Source organism: Vibrio sp. T3Y01 (genome assembly GCF_013114525.1).
Classification (GTDB): domain Bacteria; phylum Pseudomonadota; class Gammaproteobacteria; order Enterobacterales; family Vibrionaceae; genus Vibrio; species Vibrio chagasii_B.
Genome location: NZ_VTXJ01000015.1, coordinates 16,992 through 39,696 on the forward strand (window position 1 = coordinate 16,992; position 22,705 = coordinate 39,696).

Consider the following 22,705-nt stretch of genomic DNA (forward strand, 5'->3'; position numbering starts at 1 on the left):
GGCAGCACCAATGTTTTCTATATTGAGTGGGACGCACTAGGTTATTTATTTCCAGAGACGGTCGAGTCTCTATCGCTGGCTAGTCACTGATTTTCTCCATGTCTTCTAGCATCCAGTTCTTAAAGAATGTTTTCGAGGTTGGTCGGTAAAGTCGGAACAATAAGAAGTAATCTTCACCACCTGTAGGAACCCAGTTTTCCTCTTGCCCTTTTGGTGCTTCTGGGCCGAAGTACAGGTCGTAAGAGCCGTCTGGATTCTTTTTCATCGTGTCAGCGTTTCGAGAAGATAGTCCTACTCGGTCGGCACCTTTCACGAAGTTCTTGGTTTCCATGTTGTAAACAATCGCAGACCAGAAATCTTCGACTGGAGTATCGGCGGGTACATTGAGCTTGTACGTCGCTTTGCCATCTAACATCTCACCTTCTGAGTCTCGTAGGCCCGTAAGGTAAAAAGTTGAACCACCCAACTGTTTCGGCAAGTAAGTTACGTAGAAGTAAGATGCAGCACGCTTATCCACCAATACCTCATCTTCATCAACGAAAGGGAAGCCAAGCTGAGCTTGAGGGCCAAAATTCCAGAAAGACCATTGTGAAAGTGGTTTGCCATTTTCATCTTTCCATAGTGCGCTAACCGTTTGATCAGGCTCTACGAATTTCGACTGCATGTGTGCATATGCCATTAGAACCCCTTCACGCATGGCTTTTTTCTGCTCTTCTGACGGGTCGAACTTTTTGCCTTTCTCGATACCAAGATCTTTTAGTAACGAAACCATCGCTTTGTCTTGCGTTCTTACCGGGTTCTCCTGAATGACATCATCGATGTCTTGGAAGAACGTCTCGTTGTAATACGGAAGGCTGTCATAAGCGACATCTGTTGCATCCAAGTAATCTGTTTTTGGTGGATTGTTAGATTCAGCAAGGTTGTAGATCTTGATTTTCTTCGCGTAGTTCCCTGCATCCAAATCTGTTGCGCCATTGGTTAGCGATGGTCTGAAAGAGAATCCATATAGGTAAGTGTCGGTTTCAAATACCAAGTAGCCTTGGCTTTCAAGTTCTTGCTTGGTACCGAACTCATTGTCGTAACCTGGTGGTAAGAATAAATATTTTCCACCTTTGCCTTCGTCGGCACCTTTGTAACCCACATCTGTAATTGGAACTTCCCATTGGTTCACAACCGAGCCAAAGTAATTCACTTTGTCGGTCGCGGCAGGCACTTCAATAACGACAGGACCATTTTTAGAGGTTGTGGTCGCCCATGCATAAGCCGTGGTGTCGTTAGCAGTAAGGAAGCCTTTCTCTGAGCCAAAAGGTTCATTAACGTAAACCACATCATTGAAATCACCATTCAGGTCACGGCGAGTCGCTTTTAAGAAATCAATTTGAGTTACCGCAGGCATATAGTGAATCGCCGTTTGAGTAGCGCGCTGCACCATCATTTTGTATTCAAGATTTTCAATCTGTGATGCGCGGTTAAGGATGTCATCGGTATCATCAAATGATTGTGAATAGACAGGCACTGTGCTGATAGCGAGTAGCGAAGCTAATAGTAGTTTTTTCATGTTGAGCATATCTCTTCGTAAAGGTGAAACATTCAATTGTTTAAAAAACATCCTTTGTTTGAATCCAGTATACGAACGAGACCAAAATTCATCCAATGACTTATAGTCATTACTAATTATTCTAATTTTGGATAATACTAGATGAAATTCGATTAACTCATAGACCTTGAATCTTTCTCTCTAAACCGCTCTAATTTGATCGATTGTGATCGCCTAATCACAATGTGCAGACCTGATTGTTTATATTCAAGCAAATTCAATTCATTAAGATAAACATCATGTTACGAGCCTCTATCGCATTACTCAGTGTCACAAGCTTGGCTGTATCTGCCAATATATCCCTACCCTCAGGTGAGGACTGGATAGCTCATGCCAGCGAAGGATTAGCGCCTTATTGGATGATGACGAGTGCTCAAGGAGAACCGATAGGCAACTTCCCGACTTTCCGTTGTGATGATGGGACATTGCTTGATGTGACCAACGTTTGTCCTGAGTTAGATCGAGGCTGGATCACGCCACACTTCGGCAAAGAGTTCACTCGGATGAAGTCACGCCAAACCTATGCTTATGGCGTGCTCTACCACCTAACCGGAGACAGACAAGCATTAGCGCTCGCTAAGCAAGGGGCTTACTACCTCATTGAACACTTAGAAGATAAACAAAATGGTGGTTTCATCAGCTTCACCAAAGACGGCAAAGCAGGGCTTGAGTGGCAACAGCGAACGGCTCAAGATCAAGCATATGCGCTAGTTGGCTTAGCCATGTACTACTACCTAACTCAAGATAAGAAGGTAGAGGACGCTCTCATCGCTCAACAAGCTTTTATCTTTAATAAATATCGACTTAACGACAGCAGCGGCCTAGCGTGGGTGCTTGCCGACGGTGAAGATGGCAAAGCCACTCAGCGGGAATTGGTTGCACAACTTGACCAGATTAACGGCTACATGCTGTTAATAGCTCCCCTACTGAAAGAGCCTACCAAGACAAAATGGCTTGATGATCTGAATTGGCTGACACAAACCATGATCGAGCACTACCACTCCGAAGATGAACAACGCTTTTACGGTGCCATTCACAGCAAAGCAGCCATGATGCCGAACGCCAATCACAATGATTTTGGTCACACCATCAAAGCGTATTGGATGACTTACCTTACCGGACAAACTCTGGATAACTCCGAATGGAAAGAGTTCGGTATGCAAGGGATGAAGCACACTTTAGCCCAAGCGCAGTACCAAAAAGATTTCACCGATGTATTCCAGTACTTTGGCGGCAAGCTTCAGAAGGCATGGCAAGGACGAGAGATTACTGGCTGGCAAAGCAGACCAAACACTCATTGGGCTTCGTCATGGGAATGGGCTGAGCTCGACCAAGCGGCAATGACGGTATCGCTTGTAGATGGTTCGATGAAAGAAGTACTGCAATACACCCTACCTACGTTTCATGATGTATGGGTCGACCACAAATACGGCGGCGTTGGGCTTGATCCAAAACGCACCAAAGCTTTCCATTGGGGTAACGGTTATCACCAGTTTGAACATGCTTTGATTGGCTATTTGTTCGCTCAGCAAGTTGACGCGCAGCCAGCAGTATTACATTACGCAAGGCCGACCAACAGCGAGATACCAATGGAACCTTATTACTATCAAGGGGATGTGGTTGAGTTAGAAAACCTAGACGACGGAACCCAGAAGGTCAGTTTCAATAACATTCGACCTTAGCGCTGGTATTGGTTCTGAATTGCTTGGAGCAACAGATAAGCTCAGAAAGCCTGCACAATACGATGCAACAGGCTCAAACAAAAGCCGCTGTTGGACAGCGGCTTTTTGGTGAAACAAAGATGGCTTAATCATCTAGCCCTTTAATTGGGCTCATTGAACGATAAACGGTTTTTACGTCACCTTTGATGGACAGCATACTTAAGTCATCAATGAAGAAGCGGCTAGTCATTGTGTGCTTACCACCATTGATGAAGATTTCGATGACCGACTTGTCGACATAAACCTCGATGGTTTGCTTGGTGCTCAACCTCGGCGCTTTTCTCACACACCCAAACTCTTCAGCGTAGAGTTGAGACATATTGCTGCGATCAAGAATGAACTCATTATCTGTAGCACTGAACACGATGTTATCACCCGCAACGTTGGCAAGTCTAAACTCAAACTCGTCAGTATCCGTTTCAAGCTCAACTATGAAGCTGGTTGTATCCAGTTCAAGAGCCTTTTCAACCACCACAGCTTCACCCTGTAGCGCTTTCAATTCAGGTAAAGCAGACTGAACAAGATAGCCATCTTGGATTTGAAGTTCGCGTGGTAACGACAACATGCCCGCCCACTGATGCGCATTAGAAGGTGTATCAATCTCAGGCAGACCAACCCAAGCAATCAAAATGCGACGGCCTTTATCATCTAAGTAAGTCTGTGGTGCGTAGAAATCAAAGCCGTAATCTGGCTGGGCAATATCTTGATGGTTTTCCAATTCCGCAGTATCTAGGTTCAAGCGATCACCCAAAATGTAAGCCACAGAATAGATATTTTTGAAGTCGTATGGGTTTTCACTAGACACGCCTTGCGGAGAAAACAGCATCACCGACTGATTATCTATTTCAAAGAAATCAGGGCACTCCCACATATAGCCAAGGTTGTTGTAACGAGTCTTAATTGGGCCTTTGTGTTGCCAACTCATCAGGTCACGACTGCAATATAGTGCCATTGAGCCTGCTTCTTGAGGTGTTTGAGCCCCCACAACCATCAGGTAATCGTCACCCTGCTTCCACACTTTTGGGTCACGAAAATGTTCGGTGTAGTGATCGTTTTCAATAACCACGCCGTGCTTTTCTATTTTGCCGTCGGCAGACATCTTGGCAAAACATTGAGTTGGGACTCGTTGCCAGTTTTCATCACGTTTATTACCCGTAAAGAACAGCAGTGCATTGCCATTTTCAACCAATGCGCCACCAGAATAAACACCGTGAGAATCGTAATCTTGGTCTGGGTGTAGGCCAATGCCGTGGTCTTCAAAATTAACGAAGTCTTTGGTTGAAAGGTGGTACCAATACTTCATGCCATGGACAGGACCAACCGGCGTCCACTGATAAAATAAGTGGTGCTCTCCATTAAAGAAACACAAACCATTTGGGTCATTGAGCAGGCCAAACTTAGGCGCAACATGGTAGCTTGGATAGCCAAAGTCTTGTTTGCGAAGCTCTACCATCGCATCAATACTCTCTTGAGAAATATCTTCTATACGGCGGTATCTTTGCTCTACTGTCCAGTTCGAGTTCAAACTCATACACTCTCCTCTACGGTATTCGTATTTGAAGAGTTTTTTTGAATAAACTGAGTTAGATCTTCTTGCGTTGGAAGTGCGGTCATTGCGCCTTTTTGCGTTGTCGCCAGAGCACCACAACCATTCGCCCACTGAATTGCAGAATCGACAACTTGTTGATTGTTCCACTCATCATGTTGAGAAAGCTTTGCAAGCAAGCCGCCAACAAAAGCATCGCCTGCCCCTGTAGTATCCACTGGCGTCACTGAACGACCTGAAATCAACACGCCTTGCTTTTCAAATACTCGCCAAACACCTTTCGCACCCTGTGTAACCAGAACAAGCGTGTTGTTAAGATCTGCAATATGAGCCAAACCTTGCTCCATCGAAGTTGAACCGGTTAAGAAATCCAACTCTTCTTCAGAGAATTTAACCACATCCGCCAACTCAACCGCTTTCATTACCACAGGCTTAATTTCAGATGGATCTTGCCACACTTCATCGCGAAGGTTTGGATCGAAGCTGATGTAACCACCAGCCGCTTTCATGCGTCGGATGGCTTCAAAGGTACTGCTTCGACTTGGCTCATTAGCCAGAGAGATTGAACAAACGTGTAGCCATTCGTTTTTCTTAAATTCGGGAATGTCATCCACAGACATAAACTGGTCTGCACTTGGCTTCACCATAAACGTAAAACTGCGTTCGCCTTGGTCATCAAGGTCCACCACAACAGTTGACGTATGCTGCTCAGGATCTTTCACCAAACGTTCGGTATTCACACCTTCGTTTTGCAAAGTCACTTCCATAAACGTGCCAAACGGGTCGTTACCCACTCGGCCGAAAAAGGCGCTTTTGCCTAAAAGACGAGAAATCGCTACCGCGACATTAGCAGGAGCACCACCCGGACATTTCAACAATGTCTTATCTGTCTCCGGAATGAGGTCGACAACAGCATCTCCAGTTACCCAAACTTGATTCATCTTTCTTACCTTAAAACTGAAAATCATGACAACCGAAAGCAAGGTGACACTTCACGCTGTCATGTAAAAATATAAAAAGGCTAGCTAAGCCAAATCACCTAGCTAGCACCCCAAAGCTTAGGAAATGAAGTGAAAAGGGGGACTTCACTTCTAGGGAGAAACGTTAAGCCGTTGCTTTAATGTTTTGTTTATTACGCTCGCGCAGACCTAAAACTACGGTCAGTGCAAAACCAGTCACGAACGCGATAATCATACCGACCACGTAGTAACCGATTTTTTCTGGTGATATTGAGATGATACCTGGAATACCAGCAGCACCGAGCGCTTGTGCTTTCACATTAAACATGGTGATGAATGCGCTTGAAACCGCAGCGGCACAAACCGCAGCAATGAATGGATAGCGAAGCTTCAAGTTCACACCAAACATTGCAGGCTCTGTAATACCAAGTAGTCCCGTCACACCAGAAGGAATAGCGATACTCTTCATTTTTGTATCGCGAGTCATGAAACCAACAGCCAGTGCCGCCGCCCCTTGTGACACGTTAGACATCGCCGCGATAGGGAAAATAAACGTACCACCCGTTACGGCAATGTCCGCCAATAATTGGGTTTCTATAGCGATAAAGCTATGGTGCATGCCTGTGATAACGAATGGCGCATAAATCAAACCAAATACCGCACCACCAATAAAGCCCGCACTGTTGTATAGCCAGTTCAGACCGTCACCCAACAAGAAGCCGATATCACGAGTCAATGGACCAACGACTGTGAATGTGAGTAAGCCTGTCACAAAGATAGCCAGTAGCGGCGTTAGCAAGTTATCCAGAACTGAAGGCACGACTTTACGCAGGCCAAGTTCGATTTTCGCGAGAATAAACGCAGAAACGAGAACTGGCAGTACAGAACCTTGATAGCCAACCTTCTCTATCTCGAAGCCTAGAATGTTCCAAACCGGAATATTGCCAGCCACCGATGCGCCACCGAAGCCCCAACCGTTAAGAAGGTCTGGGTGAACCATCAACATACCTAAAGCCGCGCCAAGGTATGGGTTACCACCAAATTTCTTGCTCGCTGAGAATGCTAATAAAATAGGTAAGTACACAAAAGGTGCATTAGCAAATGTGTTGATCATGTTTGCTAGGTCGGTCAAACCCGGGTTAGCGTCAATTAAAGATTTGCCATCAATGAACAAACCTTGAGCCGTCAATAGGTTGTAGATACCCATCAACAAACCACCAGCTACAATCGCAGGAATAATTGGTACAAAAATATCAGACAGGCCTTTAACCGCGCGCTGTATGATGTTTTGGTTTTCAGCCCCTGCAGACGCCACATCGTTAGTCGACATCTCTGTCATCTCAGTAAGCTTTGCCATCTCAGCATAAACTTGATTGACGATGCCTGAACCAAAGATGATTTGATATTGACCGGCTACTTTAAACTGGCCCTTAACCCCTTCTAGGTTATCAATCGCCTGTTCATCAATTTTATCTTGGTCTGCGACAGCAAGACGCAAGCGAGTCGCACAATGTGCGAGTGCAGTGATATTACTTTTACCACCTAATAGAGTGAGCAGCTCTTTTGCTATTTTTGGATAATTCATTACATACCCCATTGGATTATCATTTGAGCTTTTGAATTTTCGGGAACGTTTGCAAAACAAATTTTTGCCTAGAAATAACAAATGATCAAAGATAACTGCTCAATAGTGTGAGAATGATCTTTAAATTATCTCCCTAGGATGAGGAGAGAGGGTTAAAATCTCCTCATAAACAGGGGAATTTGATGACCAGTTTGCAAACAATCCCAAAACTAAAATGATAATGGATAATTTATAATGGCTAGTCTTCATGATGTCGCTCGTCTCGCTGGAGTTTCCAAGTCGACGGTTTCAAGAGTAATCAATGATGAGTATGGCGTAAAAAATGCGACCAAGATTAAAGTTCGCAAAGCGGTTGAAGAGTGTGGCTATCTCCCAAACCAAGTCGCTAAAGACTTAAAATCTCAGAAAACCAACCTGGTTGGCGTGATTGTTCCTAGGGTTTCTTCCCATGCTACCTCTCAAGGTGTCGACGGTTTAACCGCAGTATTAGAGCAAGCGGGCAAGCATGTTTTATTAGCGAGCACGCACCAAACGCACCACAAAGAACTTGAATATATTCAGATATTTAACCAGAAGCGTGTTGAAGGCATCATCCTGTACGCGACCCACCTCGACAACCAATTGGTCAAAGCGATTCAAAGCTCTGCCGTACCCGTGGTATTGGTTGGTCAAGACGGTTCAATGTTTAACATCCCAAGCATTGTGCACGACGATACTCGTGTAGGGTTTGAAGCAGGCAACCGCCTTATCTCGAAGGGTTGTAAATACATGGGGTTCATTGGCGTACAAGGCGATGATATTGCGGTTGATAAGATGAGATCGGAAGGCTTTGCTCAATCACTTCAATTCAACGATCTCACACTGCAATTTCACGCCCGTGGCGACTTCACCATCGATTCTGGCTACAAGTTGACTAAGCAGTATCTCAAGGAGCACACCAAGCTCGACGGCCTGTTCTGCGCCACTGACCGTATCGCAATCGGCGCGATCAGAGCGATTCAGGAAGCGGGGCTCGTTCCAGGAAAGGATGTATTGGTGTTGGGTGTGGGTGACGATGAGCTCGCTTCAGTATGTACGCCAACGCTTTCTACGTTTAACTATGCGTTTGATAAAGCGGGAGAAAATGGAGCCAAGCTGCTACTCGACCGTATTGAGAAAAAAGGCTTTGAAATGAGCAAGATTGTGTTGACCTTCACCATCATTGACCGAGAGTCTTGCTAACGATTTACTTGAGAGTTCAAGTGCTCTTAAGATAAAAAAATGCCAACCTTCGAGTTGAAACGATAAGGTTGGCATTTAATGATGTGGATCTCACATCATGAATAACACTCTCTATCTAAACGATATATCAAGCAATTAGAACCAAGTTTCCATCTGCAGTGCAAATAGAACCTCACCACCCTCTCCCATTGTTGCTGCATCTGCGTCAGTGCTGATCGAGTAACCATTCAGGTCTTCACTCCAATCCACATAGCTCACAGCAAAACGCAGTTCTGGTCGATCAAAAAAGCCAGTACTGGTTGAAAGCTTGAGTGTTGGTGCAACTGTCGCTTTGTAGAAACCGCCGCTCGCTTGCTCGGTCGCGTTGTCCAAATCCATGTACTGCAATGAACCTTCGTAAACCATCTCAAAGTTCTCTGTGAACTCTTGAGCTAATCGAACGTTTAAAGAAGCCCATGTGAACTCGTCATTCTTCTTCAAACGGTCTTGGCTATGCTCTGCCATTAATGCAGGTGCTAAGCGCCAGTTGTCGCCAATGCGAGTCACACCGTAGCTAAACAGGCGAACGGCTTTCGCGTCATCCAGCAGATCACCATTTGAGCCGATGCCTTTTAGCTCTGCACCAAGGCCGCTACCCACTAACATACCCGTTTTAGAGAAGCCTTCGCTTACACCAAAGAAGTTGTCTCCATGGTACGCAAACATTGCGTGTACACCGCTTTCAGCTGCGCCAGTTGAACGACTATCGTTGTCTGCTGAGGTCATGCCGCTCAACATCACCTGCCACCGGCCAATACGGTTATTCATGGTTGCAATGTAGTTTTCTACATCGGTTGATGAGCTATCAATCTCACCAAAATCTCGCCCATAAATAGAGAAATTCGCTTTCCAGTCATCGCTCATTTGAACGTCGTAAACACCTGCGCCAGTGCCTGACAGGAAGACAATATCCGAGTCGAAAAAGTGAATATCAAAATTGTCGCGATCGAATCGTTTACCCGCCCAGAACGTTGCTTCAGAAAACGCTTCGGATTCAGAGAACATACTCAGGCGATTCAGTTCCGAATACACTTGTCGCACATTCAACTGGCTTTCGCTCGCAGTCCACTCGTTATTTGTCTCAGTACTGTCGGCTAACATGATACGAAACATGGCACTAGAGCCATCGTCTGCAAATCGCTTATGAATCAAGTTCGCTTCAACGTAATGATCATCTTCAACACCAAGACGTCCAATTGGAGCTCCAATGGCACCAGCTGCCGTCATGTAAGGTCCAGTGCCTGTCGCGCCATTGAGGTCGTCGTTGATCAATAACCCAGAGCGAGCATAGCCGTGAAACTCAAACGAAGAAGCATTTTCATTGGCCTCGGTAGAAACCTGCTCCGTTTGTGCAACCCTTTGTTCTAATTCATTAATACGTTGCTCTAATGCTGCAACGTCTTCACTTGCTAATACCGATGTAGTCATTAGCCCCATTGTTACAGCAACCGCTAAAATGTGTCGTTTCATTCTGATGTTCTCACGTTAATTGTTTTGGATGAACTGCAAACGTTCCCAAAATAATTCGTAAGCGAATTTCAAGCTTATACTTTGATGTACAAGCTTAATATCGAAGAAGAAATAGAAATCACTTGTGTTGATCTCTTCATATTTTGTATCTTCCTGGATGATAGATCGATATTTTAGGGAACGTTACCGAAAGTGCATAATTCTGATAACTTTGTCACAAGTGGAATTGATTAATAAGCGAAAAACTGTGTCTCGCGCACATTGAAGCCTTTATCAAGGTCGTAGATAAGCTAGAGTCAGTTACGCACAAAGCGTGATGCAGAACACAATAACCACCACCTTTAACTGATGAACAACTCGATTATCGAAAGTTAAGACGGTTTTGTTCGATCTGATAAATGACGATCGAATCATAAAAGTGGAAGTTAGAAATGAATCTAGATACTTATGAAAGCATCCAATAAAAAAGCCAAGTTGAACTTGAGTGATCAACTTGGCTTTAAATGGCTCAATGAATGCTTTCTAGCGCGTTGTAACGCCACAAAAGTAGAGATTATTTAATTGGATAATGTCGCTCTAAGAACGCAATCACATGCGGTACGTACTTATCGGTATCAAATATCGGAGCACTATGGCCAACACCTTCCTCGATAAATAGCTTATTCTCAATGCCGTATTTGTCCAAAACATCTTTGAGGATCTGGCTTTGCGCTAAAGGCACTCGCTTATCCAGCGTTCCATGGAACTGAATGTAAGGCGGAGCATCACTGTTTATATAGCTGGTCGTTGAAGCTTGTGCCGCTAGCTCCGGCACTTCACTCGGGATATCACCTAAGAAGCGAGACACCGACGACTTTTTACTAGTCGGTCTGTTCCCTTTATTACCTAGCTCTAGCAGGTCCGTCGGGCCAAAAAAGCTTACAACTCCAGCCACTCGATACTTAGATTCTGAGTAAAAGCTAATGTCACCGTGCATATTACTTGCTCCGACCAATCCCGCTAAATGACCACCAGCTGAACGCCCCATCATAACCACGTTATCGGCGGCAAGATTGTACTTGTTAGCATGGTCATGAAGATAGTTAATGGCATCATTAATATCTGCGACTGGTTTTGGGAAGGTTGCTTCGCCACTTAAACGATAATCGACCGCAGCCAACGCATAACCTTCACTTAAAACAGAATTAAGCAACAACGGGTTTTTAGTCGGGATATCGTCTTTAGTGCCACGCTTCCACGCACCGCCATGTACCCAAACGAGCAACGGATATTTTCCATCAACCTTTGCTTCTGTTTTGGGAAGGTAGAGATCAAGCTTGATCTCTCGTGCTTCTACCGTCTTAAACAAGATGTCCTTTTCTACTGTGTATACCGCATTAGCATTAGCATTAGCAGCCGATAATCCAACAAATGAAAGAATCAGTAATTTTGTTATCTTTTTCATTGTGAACCTCTTATCTAGAATGACGCTTCTGCCGCTAACCAGTAACGACGACCATCTTCAACGTAGCCAAACTCTTGGTAATCGGTTTGTTCATCAAATAGGTTGTAAACACCAGCCATCAGCTTAAGGTTCTTTTGCACATACCAGTTGGCACCTAAGTCAACATAAGTAATTGATGGCGCTTCGTATTGTGTTCTTGAACTACTCGTTGTCGGTTCTGACTCTTTGCCACGGTATGTCACTCGCATCCAAGATTGGACATCATCACGTACTTGCCAATCTGCATTTACGGTAACTAAATGCTCAGGAATTTGTGTTAATGGCTTACCTTCATCTTCACCAGACTGCTTCTCAGTATGTGTATAGGTATACGTCGAACCGACAGAAATCGTCTCGGTAATGCCTTTGTTTATCGTGTATTCAGCACCGTAAGTAATCGCGTCTTCAATGTTCACGTAGGTAGAATCACAACCACGTCGGCCACAGTTAGTGCTCAGCTCTTTCTTGTCGATCTTGTCTTTAAAGTCACTGTAGAACACGGTGATGTTCGAGCTTAAATCTGCATCGCCAACAAAGTACACGCCCATTTCACTGTTCACTGACGTCTCGGCTTTTAGATCAGGATTACCGTAAACAGAGCAGTCGCCACCACAACTTTCTTGCGCCCAACCCGCTTCCATCTCAGTTAAGCCTGGTGCTCGATAACCCGTTGAAACACCGCCTTTCACTGTCCAATATGAGTCGACACTCCACACACCATAAACGCGAGGGCTCAGATGAGAATCGAACACGTCATTTTGATCAAATCTAAGGCCAGTTGTTAGAGCAAACGAATCGGTGATGTACCATTCATCTTCCGCAAACAGTGACCATTGGTTATTTTTGAAGACATGATCTTCTCCAGAATCTGTCAGTTCCTGACGTGTATAGTTGAAGCCAATCGTCAGGTAGTGCGCCTCAAGTACAGGCATAGACCATTGTGAGTTCAGAGTCAGGTTTTCCACTTCCATTTCTCCGCCTTCATTCTCAACCGTTTCATTGTTGATGTATGAAGTGCCCGAGCCCCAGTCGTAGTTTCCTGAGTGAGATAGGCCCAATGATTGACGATTGTTCACACGCTCAGAATCTGTGGTTTTCGATTTTCCATCCGTCGTCACTCGTTCTTGATCGTGATAGGTGTAATCAAACGAGAAGGTATCGTCATCCGTAGGCGTCAAGTGCAGTGCGCCACGGTAACTCTCTAATGTTTTGCCGCCGTATCCGTAAAGAATCTCATCTTCCTTACGCTCTTGATATAAGCCAGAGAAAGAAGCGCTCAACAAACCATCAATAAGCGGACCCGCTAGATGTACTTGGCTTTGATATGAATTGCCCGAGTCTGAGTTCTCTTGCAGTGTTGTTTCACCACGTACGCTGCCATGCCACTCTTGATAATCTTTACGAGTGATAATGTTGATCACACCGCCAATCGCGTCTGAACCGTAAAGCGTCGACATTGGGCCACGCACAACTTCAACTCGCTCAATCGCGCTTAGAGGTGGTAGCCAATCTTGCTCAAAACCACCACTGCTGTTTTGCTGTGTTTCTAGGCCAGATTGCTTGCGTCCATCGACCAAAATCGCCGTGTATTCTGCAGGCATACCACGTATTGAAATGTCTTGGCTCGAACCACCACCTGTCACTATCACACCGGGTACATCACGCAGTGCATCCGTCAAATCCTTATACGATCGGTTTTCCAACTGCTCACGAGTAATCACGCTGATCGATGCCGGCGCTTCAGTGACAACCTGCTCATAACCCGCCGCTGTCACAACCATGGTTTCCATTGTCGTAACTTCTGTCGTTGAAGCTTGAGAATCAACTTGGTTTGCTTGTTCGTTAGCAAAGCCCATTACAGGGAATACAAAACACGCAGCAGCTATAGATTTAGAAAGGGGGGAACGAGTAAACGTTTGAATAGTGTTCATCTTGGCTCTACTTAAATTGAGATTGCATTTAATAATCATTCTCAATTAGAGCAGCGTAAATCATTCGCTTCAAGCATATTGCTATCGCCAAAATAGAATATCGCTATCCGCCAGACGGATAGTTATCTTTACCTTATGCTTGATATGAAACTGATGATGTGGCGAATAACGGCTCTCAAATCACTCAGACTTCGGGGCTTACTTAACTAGAAGTCACTCTCTTTTAAGAGTACGTATCTTTGCCTACATAGAGGTCTTTGAATATTTCACGCACCCATTCACACATCGGGTCATCATGAAATCGCTTGTGCCAGTACAAGTAAACTTCTTGAAAGCTTAAGTGGAGTTCTTCTGGCACTTCTCTGGTGATCAGACGGGGATCATGACACGCCGCTTCTGCAAAAGGCGTTGGAAGATGAAAGATGATGTCGGTTTCAGCAGCAATACTTGGTGCAGAGCTGAAGTTGCTCAACTGCACAGGTGCAGATAGGCGCTGCTTTTTATTGGCTAAACCGAGTTCTTGGTACTTGTGTTCGAAAGAGAGCTTTTTCTCACCTTGTAGAGAGACTTGGCCAAAATCATATTCCGCCAGCTTTTGTGGGGTCAGAGTTTCATTCGCCAATGGGTGCTCTCGGCTCATCAACAAACGGAACGTACGCTTCGCCACTGTCATACGATAGATGTTTTGCTCAGCAGAAGGCGGTTGGTGCGAAGATAAGGCAAAGTGCACATCACCTGCGACCAAGGCTTCGAAATGACGCTTGGGCGCAGAATCTAAACTCACGATCATGTTCGGCGCTTCTTTGCGGATCTTAGCGATCACCTTCGGCATCAAGGTGTTAATTTGAGGTAGCAAACCATAGAACTTGACCGTGCTATCAACCTTACTTGGGTCGAACGATTGCTTATGAACCAGCTTTTCCAAATTAGTAATGACGGTGTTGATATCGTCTTTGATCGACTCTGCTTTTGGGGTCAGCTCATAGCCATATTTCTTACGTACTAACAGTTCATCATCAAAGAAGGTTCGCATTTTCTGCAAAGTACGGCTTACCGAAGACTGGCTCATGTTCAGAGACATAGCAGTATTGGAAACATGTTTTTCTTCGAGTAAGTGCTTAAGTACGAAAAGAAGGTTGAGATCTATCTGAGAGAGGTTCATGAGCGTGCCGCTAGTATGTTAAGAGCATCGTTAAGACGTTACACAATGCTCAAAACCGCGGCACTGCTTATCAATATTTGGAGAGAAAGTACAAATCCAACAGTCAGCTATCCAAATCTAAAACTCAACTGGAGTGAGCTTTAGAACGATGAAATATTGAATGTGCTACTTTCTTTTTCCCTGTTCAACTAACTTCTCATTCCATGCGGTATTGCCATCACGCTTAGAGACATCGTACTCCGCACAGAACTGAGATATGGTCATATTGTTATCGCCAGTGGCAAGCTTGAGAGCCAACTGAACTTGTTGAAGCTTGCTTTGCAGTCGCAAGATTTGACCAGCATTTGGGCTTTTCTCTTTGGCGTATTTTAAAGCCGCATGCTTACGTTCTGCCGCGCCAGCTCTACGATCCGCTTCTGATAACAGATACTTTAACTGCGCAACACTCTTGCCCTTCTTAAAAGCAGGATCAAGCAGCTCAACGCACTCATCAAACGATGGGTTGATAACGTATGGGTCTACTTTATGTGCCTGTTGGCGCATCCACTCTAGTGCGAGTTTTTCATCTGACATAATCGAATCTTTTCCAAAGAAATAGCCCTATATGGTATCGCTCAATAGCGAATGGCTGCAATAGCAAATTAACTTATCTCACGCCTTTAAATACAACGCTACAGAAAGTATTGGTGCCACGCATCAAGAAGCACCCTCTCTTCAAATATTGGCGTTAGAAACGAAATAAAGAGCTAACCACACCGTTAAAACTCGCCAAACCAAACACAAGCAAAATGAAATTAAAAACATTTAAATCAATAGTTTATTGATATTAATCCGTGTAATTCACCCGTCAAATTACACGACTTCTTTGCACTCATTCATAGTTTTGTACATTACTCATTCTAGCCAATAAAACTCACCTACTTTGTTTATATGCATGGATAAACATATAAATCAGAGCAATGAAAAGACGTACATTTTTGAAAAGCGTAGCTGGGGCTGCCTTTGTACCAACCCAACTTTTGGCTTCGCAAGGCAACAATCCTTCCTTATTTCCGGTCTCAATTATGCAGGCTGGGCGCAGCGCAACCTCGGGAGATTTGCACCTTCTTAGTGGAGAATTGCCAGCTGATATCCATGGTCATGTGTTTTTTTCTGAAGGGATACCATTGGAGCCAGACCACCTGAGTCCGAACGGCCGCGGCGCTCTAACCCGTCTCGACTTTTCGCCAAGCAAAGTTTCTTTCTTGCGTAAGATGATTGACACCCCGTCAGCCATCATGCAACAGCATATCTCCTATGGCTATGACAGCTTTAAATTACTCGGTGGTATGGCTTATTACAGCCCGACGATGGGATTCGTCAATTATTGTAATACCGCACCCAACTACCTGGGTGACAATCGTTTCGCGCTCAGCTACGAAGGTGGAGTTCCCTACGAATTTGATGCGCTGAGCTTAGACCTGGTCACACCGATTGGTCACTATGATGAGTGGCAGAGCAGTCTTCCACCTTGGATGAGCCCTTTTATTCCTGACAAATGGCTGTTTCCACAAGTACGCACCACAGGCCATCCGTATTTTGATCTCGAGTCGGATGAATGTTTCACCATTAACTACGGTGGAAACATTTCCAACACGGGTACTAAAAATGGATTTATACGGCTTCTGAAATGGGATAAGCACAGCCCTCTACAAGGCTGGAACATTATTGGCCGTAACGGTAAGCCTTCCTTTATCGCAGCAACCGCTCACTCTCTTGGTGTAACACGCCACCACATCCTTGTATTTGAAACTGCAGCGCAAGTCGAGCCGCTACGTATGATCGGTATATCGTCGGTTAATGCTCAGCAACATCGGACTCCAACTTGGATTATTCGTAAGAAAGATCTCTACCCCGGGCGCGATTATGTGGTTGCCGACTACCTAGAACTGGATTTCGATACCTCAGACATCATGTGTAATTACGATGACCAAGACAACGAAATCACCCTATACGGCCAATACCTAGGAGCGATGGACAAATCAGAGCCCCAATACACGCGCGATAAGCGATGGTTTGGTGGAAGAACTCCGAGTCAATTGGCAGGTTACCCGGCAGCACCCATTGATGTCGGCGGCTTAGTACGCGCAAGGATCCAAGTTCAGTCGCAATCCGTCCGTCACATAAATGAAGACTTCAGGCTGATACGAGACGACCAACTTTTTTGGGATATGAATGATCCCGCGTACCGTGGACACTTTCAGTTCCCAGAGCAATTTGAACACATTTATTGGGCTGCCGTTGGCTACCGTAAAGACCATGTCATCAAGCGTGTCGCCGACGCCTATGAGCACTACCCCAATAGAAGATTCACCAACGATTCATTACCTCAAACCGACCAACCCTCGGCTTTAGTGCACATGGACTGCCTTTCGATGAATCTCGCCGATGCGTATCAATTTCCCTCAGATTGTGTGATGCGAACGCCTCAGTTTATGGCTCGCCCTAACAGCACCTCTCAAGACGACGGCTATATATTCACAGCCGTGGTTCGTAGCCACCCTACTCATGGCATTGGAAATGGCAAAGAGGTCTGGATCTTTGACGCACAAAACTTAGCACAAGGCCCACTAGCGATCTTAGGACATCCACAGCTCAACTTTGCGACTACAAATCATGCGCTCTGGGTGGCAGAGATAGGCCCTAGACCTGCCGATGCCTATAAAGCCAACGTCGGAGACTTTTTCCGTTCACGTTTATCAAGTCATCGCAGCGCTGTTCAAGAAGTCATTCAACAACACATTCTGCCTCGATTTGGCTAATCCATTCGATAAAGAAAACCACCGTTAAAAATCAATCTCGACTAAACCACAAGGAAGTCTTAATGAAAATAAAAACCATGGTACTTGGTAACGCTTTGCTTGCTGCGGTAATGGGGACAGCTTTCTCTCTTCATTCCTATGAACCGGAAAGAGAGATTTCTAACTACCAAGGAACATACACCTGCCACCCTGAAGCGATTTACGACCCACGTTCTATTGATGAAGTGCAGAACATCGTCCAAGACGCTCTGATACGCGGTAAGAAAGTGATGACGGGAAATCGCAAGTTCGCCAGCCAAATCGATGCCGCCTGCGCCGGTGACGACCAAGTTCAAATCACTCTGAAGAATATGAATAAGATCGTTCACTTCGATGCAACAAATAAGACCGTCACTGTTGAAGCCGGTATGCGGTTCAACGATCTCAATGACTTCTTACGCGGGCAAGGTTACGCGATCAACATGGTGACTGAGTTAGCTATCTTTACCGTTGGTGGCATGCTGGGCAGTGGCACACACGGCTCTACGTTAGATAGACCAAGCAACATGCTCGCTGACTACGTTACCCAGCTAAAAATTGTTGATGGGCAAGGCGAGGTCAGAGTACTTGAGGGCGATTTACTGGACGCCGCAAGAGTGAACCTTGGTGTACTTGGCGTAGTGGTTGAAGCGACCTTAAAACTTGAAGATGCCTTTAAAGTGAAAGCAGAAATCACCGGTTATCGAGATGATTCCGACCTTGAAGACGTGGTACTGGATATTGCACACAACAACTACTCTGCGAACATCGCATGGTTCCCTGGTCTAGGGCGTTACACCACCACACTTTACAACCCAGTACCAATCGAGACAGAAGGCCAAGCCTACAATGCACAAGCCGATGTCACAGATGCGGAAGAGTTTTTCTTCGGGCTACTGTTTAATGCCGCACACGAATTCCCGGGGGCTGGTTTGCAATGTCTTGCTGCCGTCGCTCGTTACAATGGCCGAGCAAAGTCCTACTTCAGGGACAGTATCACAGGTAAGACAGTTGATAAGCCTATCGGCTATTCAGACCAAATGCAGTACTTCGAATGCAAGGACCCGAACAAATGTATATGGGATCGTCTGCCTATCGCGCTTCAAGAAGTTGCTATCGACATTGAGCGCCTACCAAACTGGATCAATGATGTCCGCCAGATCGTCGACGCACACCCACGTACTTGCTTCCCACTCAATGGTATTTACTTCCGATTTGGTAAAGCTTCTGACAGTTATTTAGGAATGAGCGCAGGGCGAGATACCGCTTTCGTCGGCATTGAATACACACTGCGTAAAGAGGGTAAGAAAGAACCTAAAAACTACTTCGTGAACCTAGAAATAGAGCAAATGTCGCTGCGAAAATATGATGCGCGACCTCACTGGGGTAAAAACTCAGTCGCTATTTTTGAGGACATGCCCTCTCGCTTCCCGATGTGGCCTGAGTTCTTGCAAGCCAAAGCGGAGCTGGACCCTTTCGATACCTTCACCAACCCATTCTGGGAGCGTGTGAGTGGTGAAACGCCATTAGAAGATTATCTAAAACCAGGATGTAACGTGCGTGGCGAATGTTACTGTCAAGAAGATGCCCACTGTCAATCAGGGACGACTTGTCAATCAGGGCTCTACTTCACTGACGCTCGTATCTGCCGAAAATAACCGGCTCGTCAGGCATATAGCACTGCGCTCTATGCCTGATACTCGCTTTTCCAAAGGATCCCAAAAAGGACATCACTTCAATGAACCTCTGCCAACTACTGCGTTTAGGGCTAGCATGTTGCTGCCTGTTCGTAGCACAAGGATTTGCTACCACACTCGAGGATATACGACCTCATACTCCATCATCTCAACAAACTTGGGCTGAACAATGGTTCTACAATATCGCCGTACCAGAGGTCGGCTACTTTAAAGTCAGCCTACAAACCTACATTGCTCCTGACTTTACTGACCCAACGCCTAAGGCATACGTGCATCTCGCGTTTACACCGGTAAACGGCAAGACAGTAAAATACGACATCTTTCGTGATGAGTTAATACTCCGTGGTTTTAACGACTCGGAACAGTTCCACTACGAAATACCGGGGATTGTCGTCGCCAATAAAGACACACTGAATGTAACTTTCGAAGACTTTCAATTCTCGATGCGTTGGGATGGCGAACATGCTCATTATTGGCGTGGCAGAAATCCGGGACAAACGCCTTTCGGTATTATTCCTGAACTACCGGGAGTCGGAGGTAAATGGTTTCTTTATACCGTCGGCACGCCGATTCAGTACAGTTTCTACGATGGTGAGCAATCTCTATTTGGAAGCGGATACGCTCAGCTTGATAAAGGGTGGTACGACAAAGAGTCTAGCGCAGGAATGATCTACACCATGGGACTTTCTGATGAACTCTACTACATGTTTACAGGTGCAAAAGTTGGAAATTCTAATATTGAACTGTGGGCTGGCCGCTATATCTCTCCTAATTATGACCTGATCTTCTACCCGGCGATTGGCAATATTTCACTGAAAAGAGAGGTAGATTCCTGCGCAGGGTACTTAAAACTCGAAATGAACAAAATTAAGTACAAGATGGTCATGGAAGTAAAATCCGAACTAGAAAGCTTTTACCCGTTGGCCTTCCCTTCTGTGATTATCTTTGGCGGAGAGCAGAAGTACATGAAATCGATGAAGGCTGCGGTTAATGTCTCTTTATATGAGCACAACGTTTTGGCCGAAACCATAGAGATGCCGCAAGCCTTATTGGAGTTTAGTGGCCCTTTCTATTGCGATGCCTTGGATGATATTCAAAATGCAGCACTTTAGATCGGTTTAAACATATCGTTACTGCTCCTAGAAACATAACATCGGAGTAGCACTGTTATAGTGCTACTCCGCGCAATTATCACGAATCTATTTCAAGCTTTAGCGCATCACAAACAACTCTTCGTGATAGTGCTTTTCGATATCAAATTGATAAGCGTCTAACTCTTTCTTCAATGATGTTGAGAACAACTCAGGTCCACAAAAATAGAGTTCATAATCATTCAGGTCACCACATTGGTTTGCGATTAGTCCGGCGTTTAACCTTGGAGAATGCAAAGTATCAATAACGTTCAGCTTTACTCCCACCTCATGAGCTAAGCCTAGTAGCTCATCAACCAAATGCTCGTCGATACCACGAGTACAGTAAAACAACTCGATTCGAGGGTGATCTGGTTCACTCTTGAGCGCTTCAAGTGTGGCAAAGAACGAAGCAATCCCGACACCACCAGCAACCCAAATTTGTGGCTTGCTCAAATCAAATTCAAGACGGCCATAAGGCCCTTCAACTCTTACGGTATCACCCGCTTTGACTCGCTCGTACAAGCCATTAGTAAAATCACCCAACTCTTTGATCAAGAAACGTAACTCTGAATCTTCACTGCCAGAAACAATGGTAAACGGATGCGGGTCTTCATTACCGAAACGCAAGTAAGCAAACTGCCCGGCTTTGTGACCTTGCCAAGATGCATCCGGCTTTAACACCAGTTCCATCACTTCAGCCTGTGGAAAATAGCGAGTCGAAGCGATAGTTGCTGAGTGACGATTACGACGCCCAACCAAACCCAACAAGCTGTAAATCGCGGCGATAGATCCAACCAAAGCAAATGCCACCGTTAGGTAATAAATAGGCTCTCCCCAATACGCTCGTTTAAGCAGTATTACCGAGTGAAAAGCGATAAACAGATACGCGACCGACATCAGACGGTGCGACAATTTGAACGGTTTATACTTCACTGCCGCCCATAGTGATGCCACAAATAGAACAAGTAATAAGTAAAAACCCCATTCACCGATACTTTGAGCAATATCGCGCAGTTCGTTGACCCACATTTCCCAACCAGTCAAGACCGCTTGTGGCCCTGAACCATCATGTCGAACAGGCTTAGCCAAGATGCCAAAAGTCACCAGTGACTTAGGAATTTGGTACCACAACCAGTGTGTGACACCCAATGCCACACCACCGATACCAAGCCATTTATGGACTCGATACGCTTTATCCATACCTTTGAGCCAATTCTCGACTATAGGCAAACGCATTGCCAAAACCATGGTGATGGACATTAACATCAGAGACAAAATACCTGAGTACTGAATCATGGCTGAGCGCCATTCAAAGACATTGCTTGAAGCGAATAATTGCGGTTCCATCGCAAACCAAAAGGCTGACATTGTGGCAATCATTGCCCAAATGATATTGCGGACTGTTTTCATTTTTTAACACTCTTAAAGACGACACCCTTACTTTAGCTTGCGTCATGTAAAGCGACGTCAACATGCGTAAATCTATGCAAAGACGACTAACTACCATGTGCTAGCTGAACCACAGTTCCCGATTCGCGATTGAACTACATAACCGATCGCACCAAGTGGGCTCTCTGGGTTCGTGATTTCTTTGATCGATAAAAAGCCCATGTTCGTACATATAGGCTCATAAAAACGCAGGTTCATTTAATCAAGTAGGAAGAGAAAGGTATGAAGGACATCACCCTGTCAAAGAACGATCTTCAAGCCATGGAGCAGCGAGGGCGCACTCGTCTAGTCAACTCATTGTCAGGATTCAAGAGTGCAAATTTGATTGGTAGCTGTGACAGTCAAGGGGCAGCAAACTTGGCTGTGATAAGCTCGGTAGTACATTTAGGCTCTCACCCCCCGCTATTCGGATTCATTGTTCGCCCGTGTAAAAGACGCCGCCACACCTTGGACAACATTCTCGAAACCAAACAGTTCACGATTAACAGTATTGGCGCTGACTTTTTCAAGCAGGCTCACCAAACCTCTGCGCGATATCCTAAAGAAGTATCCGAATTCGAGTCGGTCGGCCTGACACCTTATTATGACGATGACTTCTCAGCGCCGTTTGTATTAGAAAGTGCTTTGAAAATTGGGTTGGAGTTGAAAGAACATATTCAGATAGAGAGTAATCACACCCAAATGCTGATTGGCGAAGTCGTCACGCTTCACGCCCCAAAAAGTGCCTTCATGCCCGATGGGTACTTGGATCTGGAGGCTTTAGACACAGTCACCATATCAGGCCTAGACAGCTATCACGTGACACAAAGGCTGCACCGACTAAGCTACGCCAAACCCGATGAACCTCTGTTTCCGTTAACTCGCGAAGGCGATCCCACCTCATGGTAGGTCCT

Annotated in this window: 16 protein-coding genes; 6 read left to right on the forward strand and 10 right to left on the reverse strand. The window is 45.3% G+C overall.

The features are described from left to right. Positions 1 to 79 precede the first annotated feature (79 nt). Positions 80 to 1,558, reverse strand: coding sequence for a DUF1214 domain-containing protein (locus F0232_RS16205; protein ID WP_105058860.1), 1,479 nt, complete (start codon positions 1,556 to 1,558; stop codon positions 80 to 82). Between the two features lie 278 nt (positions 1,559 to 1,836). Between F0232_RS16205 and F0232_RS16210 the strand changes: the two genes are divergently transcribed. Beyond that, complete coding sequence (locus tag F0232_RS16210; protein WP_105058789.1) at positions 1,837 to 3,279, forward strand: N-acylglucosamine 2-epimerase; 1,443 nt, start codon at positions 1,837 to 1,839, stop codon at positions 3,277 to 3,279. 124 nt (positions 3,280 to 3,403) lie between these two features. Here the strand turns inward: F0232_RS16210 and F0232_RS16215 are convergent, their stop codons facing one another. The 3 genes from F0232_RS16215 to F0232_RS16225 all read right to left on the reverse strand — a co-directional run bounded on the left by F0232_RS16215 (position 3,404) and on the right by F0232_RS16225 (position 7,408). Continuing rightward, positions 3,404 to 4,849: a sucrose-6-phosphate hydrolase gene (locus F0232_RS16215; RefSeq protein WP_105058788.1), complete on the reverse strand. Its 1,446-nt coding sequence runs from the start codon at positions 4,847 to 4,849 to the stop codon at positions 3,404 to 3,406. After that, positions 4,846 to 5,805, reverse strand: coding sequence for an aminoimidazole riboside kinase (locus tag F0232_RS16220; RefSeq protein WP_061033043.1), 960 nt, complete (start codon positions 5,803 to 5,805; stop codon positions 4,846 to 4,848). The genes F0232_RS16215 and F0232_RS16220 overlap by 4 nt, the downstream gene beginning before the upstream one ends. Before the next feature lie 163 nt (positions 5,806 to 5,968). After that, complete coding sequence (locus tag F0232_RS16225; protein ID WP_061033042.1) at positions 5,969 to 7,408, reverse strand: sucrose-specific PTS transporter subunit IIBC; 1,440 nt, start codon at positions 7,406 to 7,408, stop codon at positions 5,969 to 5,971. 234 nt (positions 7,409 to 7,642) lie between these two features. On the opposite strand from F0232_RS16225, the gene F0232_RS16230 reads away from it, so the two are divergent. After that, entirely contained in the window at positions 7,643 to 8,629 is a 987-nt protein-coding gene (locus tag F0232_RS16230) for a LacI family DNA-binding transcriptional regulator (RefSeq protein WP_105058787.1), read from the forward strand. 135 nt (positions 8,630 to 8,764) lie between these two features. Here the strand turns inward: F0232_RS16230 and F0232_RS16235 are convergent, their stop codons facing one another. The 5 genes from F0232_RS16235 to F0232_RS16255 form a co-directional block, all read right to left on the reverse strand. Then, complete coding sequence (locus F0232_RS16235) at positions 8,765 to 10,138, reverse strand: carbohydrate porin (protein WP_105058786.1); 1,374 nt, start codon at positions 10,136 to 10,138, stop codon at positions 8,765 to 8,767. A gap of 553 nt (positions 10,139 to 10,691) precedes the next feature. After that, entirely contained in the window at positions 10,692 to 11,582 is an 891-nt protein-coding gene (locus tag F0232_RS16240) for an alpha/beta hydrolase (RefSeq protein ID WP_105058785.1), read from the reverse strand. A gap of 14 nt (positions 11,583 to 11,596) precedes the next feature. After that, the gene (locus tag F0232_RS16245) at positions 11,597 to 13,552 is read right to left on the reverse strand and encodes a TonB-dependent receptor (protein WP_171750876.1); all 1,956 of its coding nucleotides are present in this window, start codon (positions 13,550 to 13,552) and stop codon (positions 11,597 to 11,599) included. 223 nt (positions 13,553 to 13,775) lie between these two features. Beyond that, positions 13,776 to 14,714: a LysR family transcriptional regulator gene (locus F0232_RS16250; protein ID WP_061033037.1), complete on the reverse strand. Its 939-nt coding sequence runs from the start codon at positions 14,712 to 14,714 to the stop codon at positions 13,776 to 13,778. Positions 14,715 to 14,879: 165 nt separating this feature from the next. Further along, positions 14,880 to 15,287, reverse strand: coding sequence for a hypothetical protein (locus tag F0232_RS16255; protein WP_061033036.1), 408 nt, complete (start codon positions 15,285 to 15,287; stop codon positions 14,880 to 14,882). A 386-nt stretch (positions 15,288 to 15,673) separates the two neighbouring features. Here F0232_RS16255 and F0232_RS16260 point away from each other — a divergent pair, with 386 nt between their 5' ends. The 3 genes from F0232_RS16260 (at position 15,674) to F0232_RS16270 (ending at position 20,342) form a co-directional block, all read left to right on the forward strand. Next, complete coding sequence (locus F0232_RS16260; protein WP_105058784.1) at positions 15,674 to 17,515, forward strand: carotenoid oxygenase family protein; 1,842 nt, start codon at positions 15,674 to 15,676, stop codon at positions 17,513 to 17,515. A gap of 62 nt (positions 17,516 to 17,577) precedes the next feature. Continuing rightward, positions 17,578 to 19,191 carry an FAD-binding protein gene (locus F0232_RS16265; protein ID WP_105058783.1) on the forward strand — a complete coding sequence of 538 codons (1,614 nt, stop codon included), beginning with the start codon at positions 17,578 to 17,580 and terminating at the stop codon, positions 19,189 to 19,191. 80 nt (positions 19,192 to 19,271) lie between these two features. Then, positions 19,272 to 20,342, forward strand: a complete 1,071-nt coding sequence (locus F0232_RS16270) for a hypothetical protein (RefSeq protein ID WP_105058782.1) — start codon at positions 19,272 to 19,274, stop codon at positions 20,340 to 20,342. Between the two features lie 99 nt (positions 20,343 to 20,441). On the opposite strand, the gene F0232_RS16275 is transcribed toward F0232_RS16270, so the two are convergent. After that, complete coding sequence (locus F0232_RS16275) at positions 20,442 to 21,773, reverse strand: ferric reductase-like transmembrane domain-containing protein (protein ID WP_061033033.1); 1,332 nt, start codon at positions 21,771 to 21,773, stop codon at positions 20,442 to 20,444. Positions 21,774 to 22,034: 261 nt separating this feature from the next. Between F0232_RS16275 and F0232_RS16280 the strand changes: the two genes are divergently transcribed. Further along, the gene (locus F0232_RS16280; RefSeq protein WP_105058781.1) at positions 22,035 to 22,700 is read left to right on the forward strand and encodes a flavin reductase family protein; all 666 of its coding nucleotides are present in this window, start codon (positions 22,035 to 22,037) and stop codon (positions 22,698 to 22,700) included. Positions 22,701 to 22,705 lie beyond the last annotated feature (5 nt).

Bases quoted from the DNA above. Each gene is read 5' to 3' on its own strand.
- F0232_RS16255 (WP_061033036.1), bottom strand. From the start codon at position 15,287: ATGTCAGATGAAAAACTCGCACTAGAGTGGATGCGCCAACAGGCACAT.
- F0232_RS16245 (WP_171750876.1), bottom strand. From the start codon at position 13,552: ATGAACACTATTCAAACGTTTACTCGTTCCCCCCTTTCTAAATCTATA.
- F0232_RS16235 (WP_105058786.1), bottom strand. From the start codon at position 10,138: ATGAAACGACACATTTTAGCGGTTGCTGTAACAATGGGGCTAATGACT.
- F0232_RS16270 (WP_105058782.1), top strand. From the start codon at position 19,272: ATGAACCTCTGCCAACTACTGCGTTTAGGGCTAGCATGTTGCTGCCTG.
- F0232_RS16230 (WP_105058787.1), top strand. From the start codon at position 7,643: ATGGCTAGTCTTCATGATGTCGCTCGTCTCGCTGGAGTTTCCAAGTCG.
- F0232_RS16215 (WP_105058788.1), bottom strand. From the start codon at position 4,849: ATGAGTTTGAACTCGAACTGGACAGTAGAGCAAAGATACCGCCGTATA.
- F0232_RS16205 (WP_105058860.1), bottom strand. From the start codon at position 1,558: ATGAAAAAACTACTATTAGCTTCGCTACTCGCTATCAGCACAGTGCCT.
- F0232_RS16225 (WP_061033042.1), bottom strand. From the start codon at position 7,408: ATGAATTATCCAAAAATAGCAAAAGAGCTGCTCACTCTATTAGGTGGT.
- F0232_RS16260 (WP_105058784.1), top strand. From the start codon at position 15,674: ATGAAAAGACGTACATTTTTGAAAAGCGTAGCTGGGGCTGCCTTTGTA.
- F0232_RS16265 (WP_105058783.1), top strand. From the start codon at position 17,578: ATGAAAATAAAAACCATGGTACTTGGTAACGCTTTGCTTGCTGCGGTA.
- F0232_RS16250 (WP_061033037.1), bottom strand. From the start codon at position 14,714: ATGAACCTCTCTCAGATAGATCTCAACCTTCTTTTCGTACTTAAGCAC.
- F0232_RS16240 (WP_105058785.1), bottom strand. From the start codon at position 11,582: ATGAAAAAGATAACAAAATTACTGATTCTTTCATTTGTTGGATTATCG.
- F0232_RS16275 (WP_061033033.1), bottom strand. From the start codon at position 21,773: ATGAAAACAGTCCGCAATATCATTTGGGCAATGATTGCCACAATGTCA.
- F0232_RS16220 (WP_061033043.1), bottom strand. From the start codon at position 5,805: ATGAATCAAGTTTGGGTAACTGGAGATGCTGTTGTCGACCTCATTCCG.
- F0232_RS16210 (WP_105058789.1), top strand. From the start codon at position 1,837: ATGTTACGAGCCTCTATCGCATTACTCAGTGTCACAAGCTTGGCTGTA.
- F0232_RS16280 (WP_105058781.1), top strand. From the start codon at position 22,035: ATGAAGGACATCACCCTGTCAAAGAACGATCTTCAAGCCATGGAGCAG.